This window comes from Nonomuraea sp. NPDC005650 (genome assembly GCF_040605375.1).
Classification (GTDB): domain Bacteria; phylum Actinomycetota; class Actinomycetes; order Streptosporangiales; family Streptosporangiaceae; genus Nonomuraea.
In genome coordinates, this window is sequence record NZ_JBEXCR010000010.1 from 38,103 (window position 1) to 54,894 (window position 16,792).

Below are 16,792 nucleotides of genomic sequence, written 5' to 3' on the forward strand. Positions count from 1 at the left end.
TACGTGCTTGGGGCCGGGACCACTCTCAATGATCGCTACGTGCTCGCCGACCGTCTCGGCGGCGGTGGCATGGGCGAGGTGTGGCGTGCCGACGACACGGTCCTCGGGCGCGCGGTGGCGGTCAAGGTGCTCATGCCCGCGCTGTCGGAGAGCCCGGCGTTCATCCAGCGCTTCCAGAACGAGGCCCGCGCCATGGCCACGCTCCGGCATCCCGGCGTGGTCGACGTCTACGACTACGGCATCTGCGAGGTCGAGGACCGCCAGGTCAGCTTCCTGGTGATGGAATACGTGCGCGGCGAGTCGCTCGACCGCGTCCTGCGGCGCGGCCCGCTCGGCGCCGAGGCCACCATGCGGCTGATCGGGGAGGTCGGCGACGCGCTGGCCGCCGCGCACGCGCAGGGCATCGTCCACCGCGACGTCAAGCCGGCCAACCTCATGATCAGGACCGACGGCGGCGTGGTGCTCACCGACTTCGGCATCGCCCACTCGGCCTCGGCCGGCCATCTGACGGCCACGGGCACGATGCTCTGCTCGGCCGGCTACTGCGCCCCCGAGCTGGCCACGGCCAGCGACGTGACGCCGGCGGTCGACGTCTACGCCCTGGGCGTGGTGGCGTACGAGTGCCTGACGGGGGAGCTCCCGTTCCAGGGCGACACACCCGTACAGATCATCTTCAAGCACCTCAACGCCCCCATCCCGCGCCTGCCCGACGACGTGCCGCCCGGGCCGCGCCAGGTGGTGACGCGGGCGCTGGAGAAGACGCCCGACCGGCGCTGGCCCTCGGCCGCGGCGATGGCGGAGGCCGCGCGCAGGGCGCTGGCCACCCCGGACCGGCCGCTCGCGCCTCGCCGCCACCGCACGATGCGGGCGGTGCTCACCGCGACCGCCGCCGTGATCATCTCGGGGGTGGTGGCGGGGTCGGTCTGGCTGCGCCCGGCCGATCCGACGACCACCGTCGAGGAGGTGTCGCCCACCGTGGACGCCACCTCGGTCACCGTCTCCCCGCCGTCGCCGAGCGCCAGGAAGCCGTCCACGCCTCCGGCCAGGCGCGCCCCGACCCCCAAGCCGACGGCTCACGGCACCGTGACGCCCGCGCCGAGCCCCAGCGCCTCGGCCTCCGCCACCCCAACCGTGACGCCCACTCCCACGCCGACCGCCTCCGACCCCGAGCCCACGGCGGAGCCGACCACGGCCGGCCCCGAGGAGCCGCCGACCGCCGACCCCACGGTCAGCCACTCCTCGGGCGAGATCCAGTGCATCCGCTCGCCCTGCCCGTGACGCCCTGCCCGTGACGCCGGGCCCGTGACGCCGGGCCCGTGACGCCGGGCCCGTGACGCCGGGCCCGTGACGCCGGGCCCGTGACCCCGTGCCCATGAGGCCCTGGCGCGTGGCCTTGGGCGCTCGCCGGTCGTGAGAGAGTCTTCGGGTGGACTCGACTCGCGACCTGCTCATCGCCCTGGCCCGCCGCTATGCCTTCGCCGATCTCGGCGCGCTCGCGCCGGCCGCGGAGATCGCCGAGGTGTGCGAGTTCGGGCATCGGCTGATCACCCTCGACGCCGAGGACTTCGCGGCCGAGGCCAAGGGCGTCCCGGCCGACCTGCGGCGGCGCGCGCGGGCGTGCCACATGCCGCAGACGCCGCGCGAGCAGCCGCGCGGGGCGCTCGAGTCGCTGCGGCCCGCGTACGGCCTGCTGCTCGAAGTGATCGCCGTACGGTGGCACCGGCGCGAGCTGAGCCCGATGATCGCCGCGGTCCACATCGCCAGCGAATACCTGCCGCTGCTGGCCTTCGAGCCCCAGCTCGGCCACGCCGGCGACCCGGCCCGCTGGCCCGAAGGGCTGAGCGCGCCGGGCAGCCGCTTCGGCGTGATCGGCGACCGGGAGTGCGACCACACCAAGTCCGAGCAGTCCGCCACCAACCGGACGCTGCGGGTGTCGCTGGAGCCGGGCGAGGGCTGGCGCGCGTACTTCGATCGGCAGCACAGCCAGGTCGCCGGCGCGCTCGCCGTCTGCGTCGCCACCTGCCGCAACCCGTGCACGGCCATGGACTGGATCGCGCCCGAGGCGCGCGCCGACCTCCACGTCCGGGCCCGCACGGCGCTCGCCTTCGCCGAAAGCCCCCTCGTCCGGCTGCGGCACGCGGCCCCGGTGGGGCACGGGTTCGGGGTGCCGTCGCCCGAGGAGGTGCTGGACGCCTGGGAACGCAGCCGCACCGCCCTCGACAAGAACCCCGTCGGGGCCGCGGCCATGAAGGACGACGGGTTCCCGCTCCCCGGGCTGCCCTCGCTGTTCTCGGCCGTCGCCGCCGCACCCATCGAGCCCTCGACGCTGCTGAACGGCGTCAGCGAGCACATCGTGGGCCTGCTCGAACGCCTCTAGCAAGGCGCGGCAACGCCTCGCAGCGGCACGCTGTGGCCTGCCCGAACGCCTCTATCGGCGCGCCGTAGCCCGCTCGGACGCCTCTACCGGCGCGCCGTGACCCGCTCGAACGCCCCTATCGGCGCGCCGTAACCCGCTCGGACGCCTCTACCGGCGCGCGGTGGCCTGCTCCCCCAGGGCGCCGATGCCGTAGAGGAGGCCGCCCACCAGGTCGCCCACGCTGAACGCGGTGGCCATCGACATCGCCGTGAGCCGGCAGGCCCCGTCCGACAGCCGCCTGCGGGCGTTCTCGCCCGTCACGACCTCCAGCGCGCGGCCCTTCAGGTCGACGAGGAGCACCACGGCGTCGTCGGCCTCCTCGCCCAGGGCCGCGTGCAGGCGTTCGGCGAAGTGGCGGCGCGAGCCCACCGGATCCCCCAGGAACACCCCGAACCGCAGCCCGCTGCGCCGCTCGGCGGTGTGCAGGGCGCGCCTGACGTCGTCGGCCTGTGCGGCGGTCAGTCCTCGCATCGTCACATCACCATCCCGCGGAGGCTCCGCCGACGTGCCTGCCGGGCTCGGCGGTCTCGGCGGCGGCCACCCAGTCGTGCTCCGGAACGTCCGCCCAGTGCGCCACCCGGCCGGCCAGGACCAGGTCCGAGGTGCTGACGCCGCGCTCGCTCCTGGACGGCCCGCCCAGCCACACCGGGCCGGACTCCACCCGGCGCTGCGCGCTCCGCCCCGGCAGCATGACCAGCAGGCTGATCACGATGAACAGCCCGAACGACACCCCGATGAGAAAGAGCAGAATCTCGCCTGCGCTGTGCACATCATGAACGTAATCCCGATGCGCTCAGCGGGCCAGACCCCACGTGGGAGTGTCCACCAGGTAAGATCTTTTTTGAGACGACATCTCTAGAGAAGAACGTAGAACATACCCCGAAAACATGCGTGGAACACGATGAGCTGGGCCATAAAACTATGGACAGGGCAACACTAGGAAACGTTCCGATCTCCGAGCTACGGTGAGTGACGTGGACTCCGACATCCAGCGAGAAGACGGTCACAATGCGTCACCAATCTGGGTGAGCGACCGGCCAGAGAGCGAGCAGACCGCCGCCGCGACGCCTTCGGCGCCCACCTCCACGTACGCGCCCGTCGAACGCGCGTCCGTGCGTAGCCTGCTGCAACAACCACGCGTCCGCCGCCTGCGCAACCGCGTCCTGGTGGGGATCGGCGTGGCGGTGGTGGTGGGCTTCCTCGTGAGCGACTGGCGGCTGGGCGTGACCGCGGGGGTGATCGCGGGCGTCGCGGACGCGGTCTATCGCTCGCGATCCCATTCGACCGTGCCCGCCTGGCGGCGCACGTCCGTGGCGGAGCGCCGTACCGAGGCGCAGCTGCGCAAGCTCGAACGCAGCGGCTATCGCACGCTCCACGCCAGGGCGATCCCCAACAGCGAGGCCCAGATCGACCACCTCGTGGTGGGCCCGACCGGCGTGTACGCGGTCGACTCCGAGAAGTGGGACAAGCGGCTTCCGGTACGCGTGCAGATGGGCAAGAAGCTCTTCCACGGCCCCTTCGACAAGAAGGCCCGCCTCACCGAGGCGAAATGGGAGGCGTCGCAGGCCAGCGAGCTGATCACCCAGTCGTTCGGCCGCGAGGTCGCGGTCGTGCCCTCGCTCGCCATCTACGGCCCGCCGGTGCCGTGGAAGATCATGACCATCCGCGGTGTGGACGTCTACCAGGGCGACCGCGCGCGCAGGTGGATCACCAAGCGGGAGCGGGCCCTGACCGACGGCGAGATCGACCGGATCTTCGACATCGCCGCCCAGGTCCTGCCCGCCCGCTACGGCGAGGACTAGGCCCCGGCCCGGACATACCCGTTCGATATGGCGGGGTCCGGGCCAGAGCTCATCCCCCGGCCCCGCCCGGCTCGGTCCCACCCGGCTCGGTCCCGTGGGGCTGCTCGCCGTCTGAGGCCAGGCGGGCGCCGAAGTCGTCCAGGGCGGCGGCCAGGTCCGCGCTCGGCGGGAGCGTCTTCGGCAGGCGCGAGTACAACGCGGTGCCAAACCCCGCGATGCGCACGATGTGGTCGATGAGCGCCTCCCTGTCGCGCGGCCACGGGAACGACGGCTGGGCGATCAGCAGCGACACGCAGCCGTGCACGGCCGACCACAGGCCCAGCGCGAGCTCCTCGGGATCGCCCTCGATCACCCGGGTCTCCATGCAGGCCGAGACCGCGTCCACCATGTGGCGGAAGCACTCGGCCGCGGCCGGCGGCACGCCCGGCCCGGTCGAGGCCCGCATCATCAGCACCCGGTACTGCACCGGATGCTCCAGGGCGAAGCGGGCGTAGGCGCGCCCGCACCTGCCCAGGGCGAGGAACGGGTCGCCGCCCAGGTTCTCGCTGAACAACCGGCCGAGCTCGCCCCAGACCCGCATGCAGACCGCCTCGACGAGCGCCTCCTTGTCGGCGAAGTGCAGGTAGACGGAGGGCGTGGAGACGCCGGCCCGCATGGCGACCGCGCGCAGCGTGAGCGCCTCCTCGCTGCCGGACTCGGCCAGCAGGTCCTCGGCCGCGCGCAGGATCTCCTCGCGCAGCAGCACTCCCTCTCCGCGCCTGGCGCGTACGCGTCTGATGGTCATGCTTCTCAGATTGACGCCGTCAGGTTAACGGTGTCAATCTGAACCCCTGGGGAAAGGATTTACTGAAAAATGGGGACTTTTAGCGAAGCAACCGCCGTGACCGACCGCGGCGACGGCGAATTCGGGGCCGTGCTGGACGCCCAGTGGAGCGTCGGCAACCGGCTGCACGGCGGATACCTGCTGGCCGTGCTCGCCAGGGCCGCCTGCGAGAGCCCGGCGGGCGCGGGCCATCCGCACGTGACGGCCGTCAGCGGCTCCTTCATCGAGCCGCCCGAGCCCGGCGAGGCCGTCGCCCGGCTGGAGACGCTGCGGGTCGGCAGGAGCGTGGCCCAGGTCAGGGCCGCGCTGGTGCAGGAGGGCCGCGTCCGCGTCGAGTCGCACATCACGCTCGGCCTGCTGGACGACACCGGCCCCTGGTGGTCGTCGCACGAGCCGGTCGAAATGCCGCCCGAGCAGGACTGCTTCCTGGCCCCCACCAACCCTCCGGGCACGGATCTCGAGGTGCCGCTGATGGCCGTGGTCGAGGAGCGCATCGTGCCCGAGCACCTGTCCTTCGCGTTCGGCGCCCCCACCAAGGGCGGCGTCATCGCGAGCTGGCAGCGGCTGGCGGACGGCTCCGACTGGGACCCGCTGAGCCTGCTGGTGGCGCTCGACCCGGTGCCGCCGGTCTCGTTCGACCTGGGCCTGTCCGGGTGGGTGCCGACGATCCAGCTCTCGGCGTACATCCGCAGGCTGCCCGCTCCCGGGCCGATCAAGGTGCGGCTGGCGGCCACGGACGTCGGCGGCGACCGGATGGACGAGGTGGCCCACGTCTGGGACGACAAGGGCCGCCTGGTGGCCCAGGCGACCCAGCTCGCCGCCGTACGCCTGCCGGCCTAGCGGTAGATCTCCGGGACCGAGGCGCACCACGGGAAGACCTCGCTCCGGCTGGAACGGGTGACGTCGCCGCACAGGCCGACCTGGGTCGGCCGCTCGGCCCCCTTGGCGCGCAGGATCAGCACGGCCTTGTCCAGCGGGTACTGCCGGGGCGAGCCAGCGCCGAAGTCGAGCGCGCCCGTGGCGCCCTCGATGGCGTGCCCGCTCTGGTCCGGCGTGTAGAGCGTGCCGAGCTGGCGCCAGACGGTGTACGAGTTCACCGGCACGCGGTGCCGCTCCCTGCCGAGCCGCCGGATGGCGGTGATCATCGTCTCCGTGGCGTCGTAGGCCAGGGCAGCGTGCCCGTCCAGCGTCCGGCCCGGCCCCGGCTCCTCGCACTCGAAGGGGAACGTGGCGAACAGGTCCGCGTAGAAGTCGTGGCGCTGTGGCTCGCCGCACTTGTTCGGCGCGGCGGCGAACGACTCGTAGTAGTAGCCCACGCCGCTGACGGCCGACCTGATGCGCACGTCCGCGACGTACCTGGTGACGTCGTCGCCGCCGAGGATGGTCGGCGGCGCGGCGGCGCACTTGTCGGCCACCCCCTTCACGAACTCGGAGAAGTCGGGGATCCCGCGCCCGGCGAAGTACACCAGCCCGTCGAACCCGCACGCCGACACCCCCGCGTCCCTGGGCTCCCCCGCGTAGGCGTCGTCACTGCGGTCGTCGGGGCCCGGCTTGGCGCCTCCGACGGGCGTGAACCTGAGCCCCTCGACCGCGAACCCGCGCTCCTCCAGCCGGGCGACGGCCCGGTCCTTGAGGTTGGAGGCGTAGTAGTCGGTCACGTCGTGCGAGTAGTAGACCCGGGCCCGCCGCTTCACCTCGCCCTTCTTGACCAGGGAGTCGGCGAAGGCGGCCGCCATCCACGCCTGGCGGGAGTTCTGCGGGGCGACCTGGAAGTAGAACGGCGACTCGTTCACCAGGCGGTCGGCCGACAGCGTCGAGGCCACCATGGGCAGCCCGGCCTTGCCCAGCTCCTGGATGGCCGCGACAGTCTCCTGGCGGCTCTGGTCCAGGCCGACCACGCCCACGATGGGCGCCTCCTCGTCGCGGTAACGCAGCAGCAGCCGGGCGATGCCGGCCCCGTGCTGCATCCTGCCGCCCGCGTTCGCCAGGAGGATGCGGATCAGCGGCTCGCTGGCGCCGGCGGAGCTGTTCTGCCGCTTCTGCGCGATGGCGACGCCCGCCAGGCCCTCGCGGGCGGCGGCCAGCGTGTCGCGGTCCGCCGAGGTCAGCGCCGCGAGGTAGGCGATCGTCACGTACGGCCGGTCGCTGCCCTCGTGCAGCCTGGCGGCCCGCTCGTTCTCCTGCTGGAGCACGGCCTGGACCTGCCGCATCTCGGCGTTGCCCGGCGAGAACAGGTAGTCGGGCTCGGCCACGCCCACGCACTCGGTGCCGGCCAGCTGCCTGCCGCTCTCGGTCCACGGCGTCCACAGGCCGCTGGCGCAGGCGGTCCGGTGCCAGGCGGCGGTCTGGCCCGCGTACGCGCCGACGGCGCCCGCCAGGGCCATCCAGAACAGCGCGATGGCCGTCCACGTCGACCACCACGGCGCCAGGCGGGCGGGCGGCACCCACGGGGTGTCCGCGACGTCGTACCTGGTGAGGTCGTCGGGGACGGGCGGCGCCGAGATGCCGATCGGCGTGTCCAGCACCCGGCGCCAGGCGTCGGGGGTCTCGGCCGTGACCAGCTCCCGCCGCCAGCGGATCAGACGCCACACCGGATCCTCGTCGTCCTCCAGGAGCACGGCTTCCGGGGTGCAGGAGACCACCACGATCGGATCGAACCTGCCGAGGTCCGCGCGCCGCTCCTCGACGAGCTCGACGAGCGCGTCGCCGTGCTCGTTGAGCAGCAGCAGCGGGTAGAAGACGTGGCCCGCGCCCCGCACGTGCAGCGGGGAGCGCCGGAGCTGCGCGCCCAGGTCGTCCATGAACGCGCGCAGCAGCAGCCGCGCGATGCCCTGCTCGTCGGCCGGGTCCACCTCGGCCAGCAGGGCGGCGACGGCGCGCGCCTTGGGGTCGTCCCCTGACAGCGCGCGCCGCAGCCAGCGGAAGCGCCCGCCGAGGCCGGGCACGCGCCCGCTGAGTCGCAGGTCGTGCAGGAACCCGGGTAACAGCTTCAGCAGCAGGTTGATCGGGAAGGGGACGTGCTCGGCGCCCCTGCCGGCCGTGTCGACGCCCCATCCCCAGTTGCGGTCGGACTCGCGCAGCACGCGGCCGGCCTGGTCCTCCTTGCCGTGCGACTCGGCCAGCCGCTCGACGACCCGGGCGGTCAGCTCGTAGCGGGGGAAGCGGAGCCTCGAGCCGCGCAGCGCGGACACGACGCGGGAGAGGATCTTCGGCACCGGCTCGCCCCGCTGGATGTCGGGGCGGGCACGCGGGATCTCGCGCGAGATGACGTGCGTGGCCTGCCTGCCCTGGGGCGCCAGGATCTCCGGCCAGCGCCCCGCCTCGCTCAGCCGGACCAGCGGGACGCCCATCCGGTCGACGTGCTGCTTCTTGTCCTCTCCCCCTCGCCATCTGGCCAGCAGCGGCTGCCTGGCGACGTGCGGCGAGTCCTGCACCCCCTCGCCCCTGGCCGGTCTGCGGCACAGGCGGTCTATGGTGTGGATGAAGTTGCCGACCCTGGCGGGGTCGTCGAGCTTGACTGCCCCGTTGCTCATCTGATCTCTGTAACACGGGATCGGGCGCGGACGGCCGCTTTTTCGGGCTCGATCCGGTAACCAACCGTCCGATGTATGGACACGTGTCTCAGTTGCCGGGCAGTGGCCGTAACATGTGAAGACTCGCTAGCGATGGGAGATGCCCAATGCCCGCCCTCAGGTCACGTACAGTCACCCACGGCAGGAACATGGCCGGTGCCCGGGCCCTGCTCCGGGCGACCGGCGTAGCCGGGAGCGACTTCGGCAAGCCGATCATCGCGGTGGCCAACAGCTACACCCAGTTCGTGCCGGGCCACGTGCATCTCAAGGACGTCGGCGACGTGGTGTCGGCCGCGATCCGGGAGGCCGGGGCGATCCCGCGGGAGTTCAACACGATCGCCGTGGACGACGGCATCGCGATGGGCCACGGCGGCATGCTCTACTCGCTGCCCTCGCGCGAGCTGATCGCCGACTCCGTCGAGTACATGGTCAACGCGCACTGCGCGGACGCGCTGATCTGCGTGTCCAACTGCGACAAGATCACGCCGGGCATGCTGCTGGCCGCGCTCAGGCTGAACATTCCGACGATCTTCGTCTCGGGCGGCCCCATGGAGGCCGGCAAGATCCCCGGCAAGAAGCTCGACCTCATCGACCCGATGATCGCCGCCGCCGACGACTCCGTCTCGGACGCCGAGCTGCTGGAGATGGAGGAGAGCGCCTGCCCGACCTGCGGCTCGTGCTCCGGCATGTTCACCGCCAACTCCATGAACTGCCTGGCCGAGGCCATCGGCCTCGCGCTGCCCGGCAACGGCACGATCCTGGCCACGCACAAGGCGCGCAAGAAGCTGTTCGAGGACGCGGGCCGCCAGCTCGTGGAGATCACCCGCCGCTACTACGAGGACGACGACGCCTCGGTGCTGCCGCGCTCGATCGCCACCCGCGACGCGTTCGAGAACGCGATGACGCTCGACGTCGCGATGGGCGGCTCGACCAACACGATCCTGCACATCCTGGCCGCCGCCCGCGAGGCCGGCGTCGACTTCGGGCTCAAGGAGATCAACGAGATCTCGCTGCGGGTGCCGTGCGTCTGCAAGGTCGCCCCGGCCACGAACAAGTACCACATCGAGGACGTCCACCGCGCCGGCGGCATCCCGGGCATCCTGGGTGAGCTCGACCGGGCCGGGCTGCTGCACCGCGACGTGCCCACCGTCAACGGCGGCACGCTGGCCGACCTGCTGGCCGGTTGGGACGCGCAGTCGCCGACCGTGCTGCCCGAGGCCGTCGAGCTCTGGCACGCGGCCCCCGGCAACGTGCGCACGGTCAAGGCGTACTCGCAGGACAACCGCTGGGACGACCTCGACCTCGACCGCGCGGCGGGGTGCATCCGCGACCTGGAGCACGCCTACACCGCGGACGGCGGCCTGGCCGTCCTCTACGGCAACATCTCGCGCGACGGCGCCGTGGTGAAGACGGCCGGCGTGGACGAGTCGATCTGGAAGTTCAGCGGTCCCGCGGTGGTGTTCGAGTCGCAGGACGACGCGGTCGAGGGCATCCTCGGCGGGCGCGTCAAGGAGGGCGACGTGGTGGTCATCCGCTACGAGGGCCCCAAGGGCGGTCCCGGCATGCAGGAGATGCTCTACCCGACGTCCTTCCTCAAGGGCAAGGGCCTCGGCAAGGCCTGCGCGCTGGTCACCGACGGCCGCTTCTCCGGCGGCACCTCCGGCCTGTCCATCGGCCACGCCTCGCCCGAGGCCGCCGAGGGCGGGACGATCGCGCTGGTCGAGGACGGCGACATCATCGACATCGACATCCCCAGCCGGTCGATGGAGCTGCGGGTGCCCGAGGCCGAGCTGGCCGAGCGGCGCGAGCGTCTCCTGGCCGACCTGGGCGGTTACCGGCCGCGCGAGCGCAACCGGCCGGTGAGCGCCGCGCTGCAGGCGTACGCGGCGATGACCACGTCCGCCTCCACGGGCGCCTCGCGGGATCTGTCCCAGCTCTCGAAGTGAGTAAGGCCTGTGCGGCAGGTGACAAGGACCTTGCCTGCCGCACAGACTTTCGAAAAATGTCGGTCGCCATCTCTAATATCAGGGTATGACGACAGTCGTGAAGCACGATACTCGCCCGCTGACGACCGCCGAGATCGCCGCCCTCGCCCTCTCCCTCGCTCACCTCGGATCGGGCCCGCAGGCCGTCACCGCACGGCGTGGCCTGCAACACGCACTCGAGCACCTGGAGCTCGACGACGACGTCATCGCCACCACGCTCACGACGCTGACCGAGCCGCTGCCCGTCGAGGTCGCCTCCAGAGCCAGGCTCATGGCCGACGCCATCACCAGCCGCCTCATGATCCGCCTCCACTACCGCGACGCCTCCGGCATCGTCACCTCGCGCGACGTCGAGCCGGTGACGTGCCTGGTCCACCGCGAATACTGGTATCTGGTCGGCGTGTGCAGGATGCGCCGGGCGATCAGGGCGTTCAGGTTCGACCGGATCATCGCGGTCGAGCCCACGCTCACACCGTCCCGTCCGCACCTGGCTGACCGGTTCCTGCCGTTCCAGCGCCGCAAGCGCACCAAGGCCGCCTAGAAAAACTGACCGGCGTTTGACCCGCCGCGCCCCCGGGCTTTGGGGTGGCGGCTGGCAGGCTCCCGCACATGCGTGTTCGGCGGATCTCCCTCGTCGGTGCCCTGCTGGCCGTGGCCGGCTGTGCGAACCCGTCAGCCGTCGTCCCGCCCCAGGCCGCCTCCTTCGGGCGGCCCGGCGGGGTGGTCGTCGAGAGCGTGCTGCCCGTTGCCGCGCGGCGCGCTCTCGACCGTACGCTGGATCGCTACCTGCGCGAACGCCCGGGGCGCGCGGCGCTGGCCGTCTACGACCGCACGACCGGCGTCAGGTACGCCTACCGCGAGCGCACGCCGTTCGTGCTGGCCAGCGTGGCGAAGGTGGACATCCTGCTGGCGTTCCTGCTCGGCAAGGTCGGCGAGCTGAGCACCTACGAGCGCACGCTGACCTCCAAGATGATCCGCCAGAGCGACAACGACTGTGCGCACGAGCTCTACATGATGGTCGGCGGCCAGAAGGGGCTCACCCGGGTCCTGCGCCGGCTCGGCGTCGAGAACACGTGGCCGGGGCCGGGGCTGTACTGGGGGACGACCCGGAGCCGGCCGTCCGACCAGGTCAAGGTGCTGGAGTGGCTCACCGACCCCGGAGGGCCGCTGCCGGAGCGCCACCGGCGCTACGCGCTGAAGCTCATGTCGTCCGTGGAGCCGTCGCAGGCGTGGGGGGTCAGCGCGGCAGGAGGCGACGTGGCGCTCAAGAACGGCTGGCTGCCCGTGGACGCGCACGACGGGCTGTGGACGATCAACAGCGTGGGGCAGCTCGGCGTGGACGGGCACGACGTGCTCATCGCCGTGCTGTCGGAGCGCAGCCCGACCATGGAGACGGGGATCGACACGGTCGAGGAGCTCGCTCAACTGGCGGTGGAGGCGCTGACGCGCTCTCAGACGACCTTCACCGCCGCCCAGGTGTTCTAGGAGCAGCAACCTCCGCCGCAGCAGCCTCCGCCCGCCGCCTTGGGAGCGGCCGCGCCGCCCGTCATCGACACCGTGGACAGCAGTTTCACCGTGTCGCCGTGCCCCTCGGGGCAGGTGGCCGGGTCGTCGGAGGCCGACATGGGACGGGAGACCTCGAACGTGGAGCCGCAGGCGCGGCAGCGGAAGTCATAACGCGGCATGCCCTAAGCGTAATAGGTCATGTGCTCGTAGTCCGAAACGGGCACGTAGCCGATCGACCGGTAGATGGCGTTGCTCGTCGGGTTGCCCAGGTCGGTGAAGAGCACCACCTGGTCGCAGCGCTCGGCCAGGCCGGTCTGGCTGGCGTACGCGGTGACCGCGGCGCCGAAGCCGTTCCTGCGGCACGAGGGCGGCGTGTAGACGGGCCCGATGCGGCAGACCCCGCCGACCGCCGGGGAGAGCGCGGCCAGCGAGACGGGCGCCCCGCCCGCCTCCCACACGAACAGCTCGCGGGCCGCCAGCCGCCGCGCCACCGACTCGGTCGCGTCGTCGCCCATGCCCATCCGCACCTCCGCGGCGAACGCCTGGTACCAGCTGACCAGCAGCGGGAAGTCGGCGGGAGCGGCGAGCCTGCCGCGCCCGGGCGTGCCGGGGACGGCGAGCGTCCCCAGGCGGTAGAGCCGCTCGGGCACCAGGCGCCCCGGCTCCCCCAGCAGTCGCTTGACCTCGGAGGTCAGCTCGACCCTGCCCACGACCTCGGAGAGGTCGCCGAGCGCGGCGAGGAGCGGCGCGACGGCCTCGACGGGCATGCCGGCGAGGCCGACCGGATGCGGCGGGGTGTGGAAGACCGCGCCCAGGACCTCGCCGTCGGCCGTCCACCAGCCGAACCGGGGACCCTTCGCGGGCATGCCGGCCCGCAGGTTGGCCAGGACGGTCAACGCGACCGTGTTGCGCACCGGGTCGCCGAGCAGGAACGGCTCGGCGACCGCGGCGTACTCCTCAACATCTGAGGTGAAGGTCCACATGCCTGCTCATGGTGTCAGGCGGCGGCCTTCCCTTACAAAGCGGTATATCAGGCCGCAGCCTCAAGGTAAGGCGCCCATTGGGGGTCTCCGATCGACGAGGCGCCGATGAGCCTCCAGTGGGCACCCCGGGGCACGGCGGGGCTGAAGCGCAGCGTCCACCCCAGCTCCTCGAGGTACTTGTCGGCCTTCCTGTGGTTGCAGGTGGTGCAGGAGGCGACGCAGTTTTCCCAGGTGTGCGTGCCGCCCCTGGACCGCGGGATGACGTGGTCGATGGTCTCGGCCCGCTGCCCGCAGTAGGCGCAGCGGTAGTCGTCGCGCCGCATGAGGGCGGCCCTGGTCAGGGGGATGCGGGACCGGTAGGGGATGCGGACATATCTTCTCAGCCTGATCACCGAGGGCACGTCGAGCGTGTGGCTCGCGGAGCGCAGCACCGCGCCCCTGCCGTCACGGTGGACGACATCGGCCTTCTCCCGCAGCACCAGCACCACGGCCCGGTGCAGGGAAAGGGTGGTCAGCGGTTCGTAGGTGGCATTCAGCAGCAGGACCTGGCGCATCATCGGGCCTCTCCCTGCTGCGCGCGTATCAAAGGGGACATGCCGCGGCATGTCCCGACTGTCGGCCCCTCCTGGGGCACTTGTGCTTCCGTCACGTGGACCTCCGCCGGACGGCCCAGCGGATGGTCACCACGGCACCGTCCTGTCACCAAGTCTGGCGTTTGCACCGTGGTCCCCGCCACCCCAAAAAATCCTCCAACCGGAATGGACCAGAGGGACACACGTTACGTTTTATGCCCGCTTCACCAGCGCTTTACGCATGTCCTTTGGCAGTAGGGTTCCCAGCATGAAGCTGGAGCCGAATCCGACCGCACGCCGCGAAGACACCGTCGACACCCTGCACGGCACTCCCGTGCCAGATCCTTATCGATGGCTTGAGGATCCGGACAGTCCCGAGACGAAGGGGTGGTTGCTGGAGCAGGCCGACCTGTTCGGCCGGAGCAGCGGGCCGCAGCGGTTCAAGAGCCGCATCGCCGAGCTGCTCAGGTCCGGCTCGGTCGGCGCGCCGGCGTGGCGCGGCGGGCGGCAGTTCTTCAGCCGCCGCACGCCCGACCAGGAGCACGCCGTCTACTACGTCGTCGAGCCCGACGGCACCGAGCGGGCGCTGATCGACCCGATGGAGATCGATCCGTCGGGGCTGACCACGCTCGACGCCGTGCAGCCCGACAAGGAAGGGCGGCTGCTGGCGTACCAGATCTCCATGGGCGGCAACGAGGAGTCGATCCTCTACGTCATCGACGTCACCACGGGCGCGCGGATCGAGGGGCCGATCGACCGCTGCCGCTACTCCCCCATCGCGTGGCTGCCCGGCGGGGAGGCCTACTACTACGTACGCAGGCTGCCCAGCACCGAGGTCCCCGAGAACGAGTCGCAGTTCCACCGCCGCGTCTACCTGCACCGCGTCGGCACCTCCACCGAGGACGACGTGATGATCTTCGGCCAGGGCCTGAAGATGACCAACTACTACGGCGTCTCGGTCTCGCGTGACGGGCGCTGGCTGCAGGTCTCGGCGCACGAGGGCACCGCGCCGCGCAACGACATCTGGGTGGCCGACCTGACCGCGTCCCCGATCGACCGGCCGGACCTGCGGGTCGTGCAGGAGGGCGTGGACGCGCAGGCGGGGCTGTTGTTCGGCCGCGACGGCAGGCTCTACGTCCACACCGACCGCGACGCGTCCAGGGCCCGGGTGTGCGTCACCGACCCGGCCGAGCCGGGCTACGAGACCTGGCGCGACCTCATCCCCGAGGACCCCGAGGCGGTGCTGAACGACTTCGCGATCCTCGACGACCTGGAGCGCCCGGTCATGCTGGTGGGCTGGACCCGCCACGCGATCAGCGAGATCACCGTCCACGACCTGGAGACCGGCGAGCGCGTCGGCGAGGTGCCCACGCCCGGGCTCGGCACCATCGGCGGCATCTCCGAGCGTCCCGAGGGCGGCCACGAGGCGTGGTTCGCCTACACCGACAACACCAGGCCGCCCTCCATCCAGCGCTACGACGCCAGGACCGGCGAGACGACGCTCTGGGCCGCCTCTCCGGGCGCGGTCGAGGTGCCTCCGGTGCGCACCTCGCAGGTCGTCTACCGGTCCAAGGACGGCACCGACGTCCGCATGCTGATCATCTCGCCCGACGACGACACGCCGGGGCCGCGGCCCACCATCCTGTACGGCTACGGCGGCTTCGGCCTGTCGATGACCCCCGGCTACTCGGCGTCGGTCCTGACCTGGGTCGAGGCCGGCGGCGTCTACGCCATCGCCAACCTGCGCGGCGGCGGCGAGGAGGGCGAGGAGTGGCACCGCGCGGGCATGCTCGGCAACAAGCAGAACGTGTTCGACGACTTCCACGCGGCGGCCGAGCACCTCATCGCCACCGGCGTCACCACGTCCGAGCAGCTCGGCATCTCCGGCGGCTCCAACGGCGGCCTGCTGGTGGGCGCCGCGCTGACCCAGCGCCCCGAGCTGTACGCGGCCGTGGTGTGCTCGGCGCCGCTGCTCGACATGGTCAGGTACGAGCAGTTCGGGCTCGGCGCCACCTGGAACGTCGAGTACGGCACCGCCGAGGACCCCGAGCAGCTCGGCTGGCTGCTGGGCTACTCGCCCTACCACCACGTCCAGGAGTCGGTGCCCTACCCCGCGACGCTGTTCACCGTCTTCCAGTCCGACACGCGCGTTCACCCGCTGCACGCGTGGAAGATGTGCGCGGCGCTGCAGCACGCCTCGACCGGCGACCGCCCGGTGCTGCTGCGCAACGAGACCGAGGTGGGGCACGGCGCCCGGTCGGTGAGCAGGACGGTCGATCTGTCGGCCGACACGCTCACCTTCCTCGCGCGGCACACGGGCCTATAGCCTCGATGGCATGAGGACGCTGGGGCTGGCCATGGTCGAGGCCACCCCCAGCGCTGCGCTGCGGCCCTACGTGACGCGGCTGTGCGCGTACCGCGAGCACTACGACACGCCCGTGGTGCGGTCCGAGACGGCCATGCCGGGGGCCGTGCTCATCCTGGCGTTCGGCGCGCCGATGGAGGCGGGCGGGCGGCGGGTCACGGCGTTCTCGGGCGGGCTCGGCGACCGCTTCACCGTCACGCGCACGATGGGGCCGTGCGAGGGCGTGCAGGCGGTGCTGACGCCGTTCGGGGCCAGGAGGCTGTACGGCGTGCCGATGCGGCACCTGACGAACCTCGTCCTGCCGCTCGGCGACCTGCTGGGGCCGTGGGCGGAGACGGCGCTCGACCGGCTGGCCTCGACCCCGTCGTGGCAGGACCGGCTGGCGCTGGCCGACCGGCTGCTCCGCGAGCGGATCGCCGCCGGGCCCCGCCTGCGCCCCGAGGTGCCGTGGGCCTGGGCGCGGCTGCTGGAGTCGGGGGGCCGCGTGGGCGTGTCCCGCCTCGCGGAGTCGCTCGGCTGGAGCCATCGCCACCTCGTCGCCCGCTTCCAGGACGAGGTCGGGCTGCCGCCCAAGACGGCGGCGCGGGTGATCAGGTTCGGGCGGGCGATGCGGCTGCTGCGGTCGGGGCCGGACATCGCCTCCGTGGCGGCCGAATGCGGCTTCTACGACCAGGCGCACATGAACCGCGAGTTCCGGGCGCTGGGCGACACGACGCCAGGTCAGATTCGTCCAAGACCCACGGCGGCGCGCCCGGCATCCTGAGCCTC

At 72.0% G+C, this 16,792-nt stretch carries 16 protein-coding genes; 9 read left to right on the forward strand and 7 right to left on the reverse strand.

Translation table 11 applies throughout. The features are described 5' to 3' along the window. The first annotated feature begins 39 nt into the window (after positions 1-39). Both ABZS69_RS18650 and ABZS69_RS18655 read left to right on the forward strand, forming a co-directional pair. Complete coding sequence (locus ABZS69_RS18650; protein ID WP_355373507.1) at positions 40-1,278, forward strand: protein kinase; 1,239 nt, start codon at positions 40-42, stop codon at positions 1,276-1,278. Between the two features lie 148 nt (positions 1,279-1,426). Further along, positions 1,427-2,377: a hypothetical protein gene (locus ABZS69_RS18655; protein ID WP_355373509.1), complete on the forward strand. Its 951-nt coding sequence runs from the start codon at positions 1,427-1,429 to the stop codon at positions 2,375-2,377. A 147-nt stretch (positions 2,378-2,524) separates the two neighbouring features. Here ABZS69_RS18655 and ABZS69_RS18660 read toward each other — a convergent pair whose 3' ends face one another. Together ABZS69_RS18660 and ABZS69_RS18665 are read right to left on the reverse strand one after the other, a co-directional pair. Further along, complete coding sequence (locus tag ABZS69_RS18660; RefSeq protein WP_355373511.1) at positions 2,525-2,887, reverse strand: DUF5130 family protein; 363 nt, start codon at positions 2,885-2,887, stop codon at positions 2,525-2,527. Between the two features lie 7 nt (positions 2,888-2,894). Beyond that, positions 2,895-3,185, reverse strand: a complete 291-nt coding sequence (locus ABZS69_RS18665; RefSeq protein WP_355373513.1) for a hypothetical protein — start codon at positions 3,183-3,185, stop codon at positions 2,895-2,897. A 256-nt stretch (positions 3,186-3,441) separates the two neighbouring features. Between ABZS69_RS18665 and ABZS69_RS18670 the strand changes: the two genes are divergently transcribed. Continuing rightward, positions 3,442-4,218: a nuclease-related domain-containing protein gene (locus ABZS69_RS18670; RefSeq protein WP_355373516.1), complete on the forward strand. Its 777-nt coding sequence runs from the start codon at positions 3,442-3,444 to the stop codon at positions 4,216-4,218. Between the two features lie 49 nt (positions 4,219-4,267). On the opposite strand, the gene ABZS69_RS18675 is transcribed toward ABZS69_RS18670, so the two are convergent. After that, positions 4,268-5,002: a TetR/AcrR family transcriptional regulator gene (locus ABZS69_RS18675; RefSeq protein ID WP_355373518.1), complete on the reverse strand. Its 735-nt coding sequence runs from the start codon at positions 5,000-5,002 to the stop codon at positions 4,268-4,270. Between the two features lie 96 nt (positions 5,003-5,098). Here ABZS69_RS18675 and ABZS69_RS18680 point away from each other — a divergent pair, with 96 nt between their 5' ends. Beyond that, a complete protein-coding gene (locus ABZS69_RS18680; RefSeq protein ID WP_355373521.1) occupies positions 5,099-5,881 on the forward strand; it encodes a thioesterase family protein in 783 nt (260 codons plus the stop codon). On the opposite strand, the gene ABZS69_RS18685 is transcribed toward ABZS69_RS18680, so the two are convergent. Continuing rightward, complete coding sequence (locus ABZS69_RS18685) at positions 5,878-8,574, reverse strand: ABC transporter substrate-binding protein (protein ID WP_355373523.1); 2,697 nt, start codon at positions 8,572-8,574, stop codon at positions 5,878-5,880. The two genes, ABZS69_RS18680 and ABZS69_RS18685, sit on opposite strands and share 4 nt — an antisense overlap. Before the next feature lie 146 nt (positions 8,575-8,720). Between ABZS69_RS18685 and ilvD the strand changes: the two genes are divergently transcribed. From ilvD to ABZS69_RS18700, 3 genes are all read left to right on the forward strand, one after another. Next, positions 8,721-10,559, forward strand: coding sequence for a dihydroxy-acid dehydratase (ilvD, locus tag ABZS69_RS18690; protein WP_355373525.1), 1,839 nt, complete (start codon positions 8,721-8,723; stop codon positions 10,557-10,559). 85 nt (positions 10,560-10,644) lie between these two features. Then, on the forward strand, positions 10,645-11,139 hold the full coding sequence (locus ABZS69_RS18695; protein WP_355373528.1) for a WYL domain-containing protein: 495 nt from the start codon (positions 10,645-10,647) through the stop codon (positions 11,137-11,139). Between the two features lie 68 nt (positions 11,140-11,207). Beyond that, positions 11,208-12,083 carry a serine hydrolase gene (locus tag ABZS69_RS18700; RefSeq protein WP_355373531.1) on the forward strand — a complete coding sequence of 292 codons (876 nt, stop codon included), beginning with the start codon at positions 11,208-11,210 and terminating at the stop codon, positions 12,081-12,083. On the opposite strand, the gene ABZS69_RS18705 is transcribed toward ABZS69_RS18700, so the two are convergent. The 3 genes from ABZS69_RS18705 to ABZS69_RS18715 are packed head-to-tail and all read right to left on the reverse strand — an operon-like array spanning position 12,080 to position 13,641. Beyond that, entirely contained in the window at positions 12,080-12,283 is a 204-nt protein-coding gene (locus ABZS69_RS18705; protein WP_355373533.1) for a zinc ribbon domain-containing protein, read from the reverse strand. The two genes, ABZS69_RS18700 and ABZS69_RS18705, sit on opposite strands and share 4 nt — an antisense overlap. A 3-nt stretch (positions 12,284-12,286) precedes the next feature. Further along, positions 12,287-13,087 (reverse strand): GNAT family N-acetyltransferase, encoded by an 801-nt coding sequence (locus ABZS69_RS18710; RefSeq protein ID WP_355373535.1) that lies wholly within the window; start codon positions 13,085-13,087, stop codon positions 12,287-12,289. 47 nt (positions 13,088-13,134) lie between these two features. Beyond that, entirely contained in the window at positions 13,135-13,641 is a 507-nt protein-coding gene (locus ABZS69_RS18715; RefSeq protein WP_355374175.1) for an HNH endonuclease, read from the reverse strand. A 286-nt stretch (positions 13,642-13,927) separates the two neighbouring features. Here ABZS69_RS18715 and ABZS69_RS18720 point away from each other — a divergent pair, with 286 nt between their 5' ends. Both ABZS69_RS18720 and ABZS69_RS18725 read left to right on the forward strand, forming a co-directional pair. Then, positions 13,928-15,985 carry a prolyl oligopeptidase family serine peptidase gene (locus ABZS69_RS18720; protein WP_355373537.1) on the forward strand — a complete coding sequence of 686 codons (2,058 nt, stop codon included), beginning with the start codon at positions 13,928-13,930 and terminating at the stop codon, positions 15,983-15,985. A 10-nt stretch (positions 15,986-15,995) separates the two neighbouring features. Then, the gene (locus tag ABZS69_RS18725; protein WP_355373540.1) at positions 15,996-16,787 is read left to right on the forward strand and encodes an AraC family transcriptional regulator; all 792 of its coding nucleotides are present in this window, start codon (positions 15,996-15,998) and stop codon (positions 16,785-16,787) included. Positions 16,788-16,792: the final 5 nt, after the last annotated feature.

Coding starts and splice junctions, on each gene's coding strand:
- ABZS69_RS18660 (WP_355373511.1), bottom strand. CDS start 2,887: ATGCGAGGACTGACCGCCGCACAGGCCGACGACGTCAGGCGCGCCCTG.
- ABZS69_RS18675 (WP_355373518.1), bottom strand. CDS start 5,002: ATGACCATCAGACGCGTACGCGCCAGGCGCGGAGAGGGAGTGCTGCTG.
- ABZS69_RS18685 (WP_355373523.1), bottom strand. CDS start 8,574: ATGAGCAACGGGGCAGTCAAGCTCGACGACCCCGCCAGGGTCGGCAAC.
- ilvD (WP_355373525.1), top strand. CDS start 8,721: ATGCCCGCCCTCAGGTCACGTACAGTCACCCACGGCAGGAACATGGCC.
- ABZS69_RS18695 (WP_355373528.1), top strand. CDS start 10,645: ATGACGACAGTCGTGAAGCACGATACTCGCCCGCTGACGACCGCCGAG.
- ABZS69_RS18700 (WP_355373531.1), top strand. CDS start 11,208: ATGCGTGTTCGGCGGATCTCCCTCGTCGGTGCCCTGCTGGCCGTGGCC.
- ABZS69_RS18705 (WP_355373533.1), bottom strand. CDS start 12,283: ATGCCGCGTTATGACTTCCGCTGCCGCGCCTGCGGCTCCACGTTCGAG.
- ABZS69_RS18710 (WP_355373535.1), bottom strand. CDS start 13,087: ATGTGGACCTTCACCTCAGATGTTGAGGAGTACGCCGCGGTCGCCGAG.
- ABZS69_RS18715 (WP_355374175.1), bottom strand. CDS start 13,641: ATGCGCCAGGTCCTGCTGCTGAATGCCACCTACGAACCGCTGACCACC.
- ABZS69_RS18720 (WP_355373537.1), top strand. CDS start 13,928: ATGAAGCTGGAGCCGAATCCGACCGCACGCCGCGAAGACACCGTCGAC.
- ABZS69_RS18725 (WP_355373540.1), top strand. CDS start 15,996: ATGAGGACGCTGGGGCTGGCCATGGTCGAGGCCACCCCCAGCGCTGCG.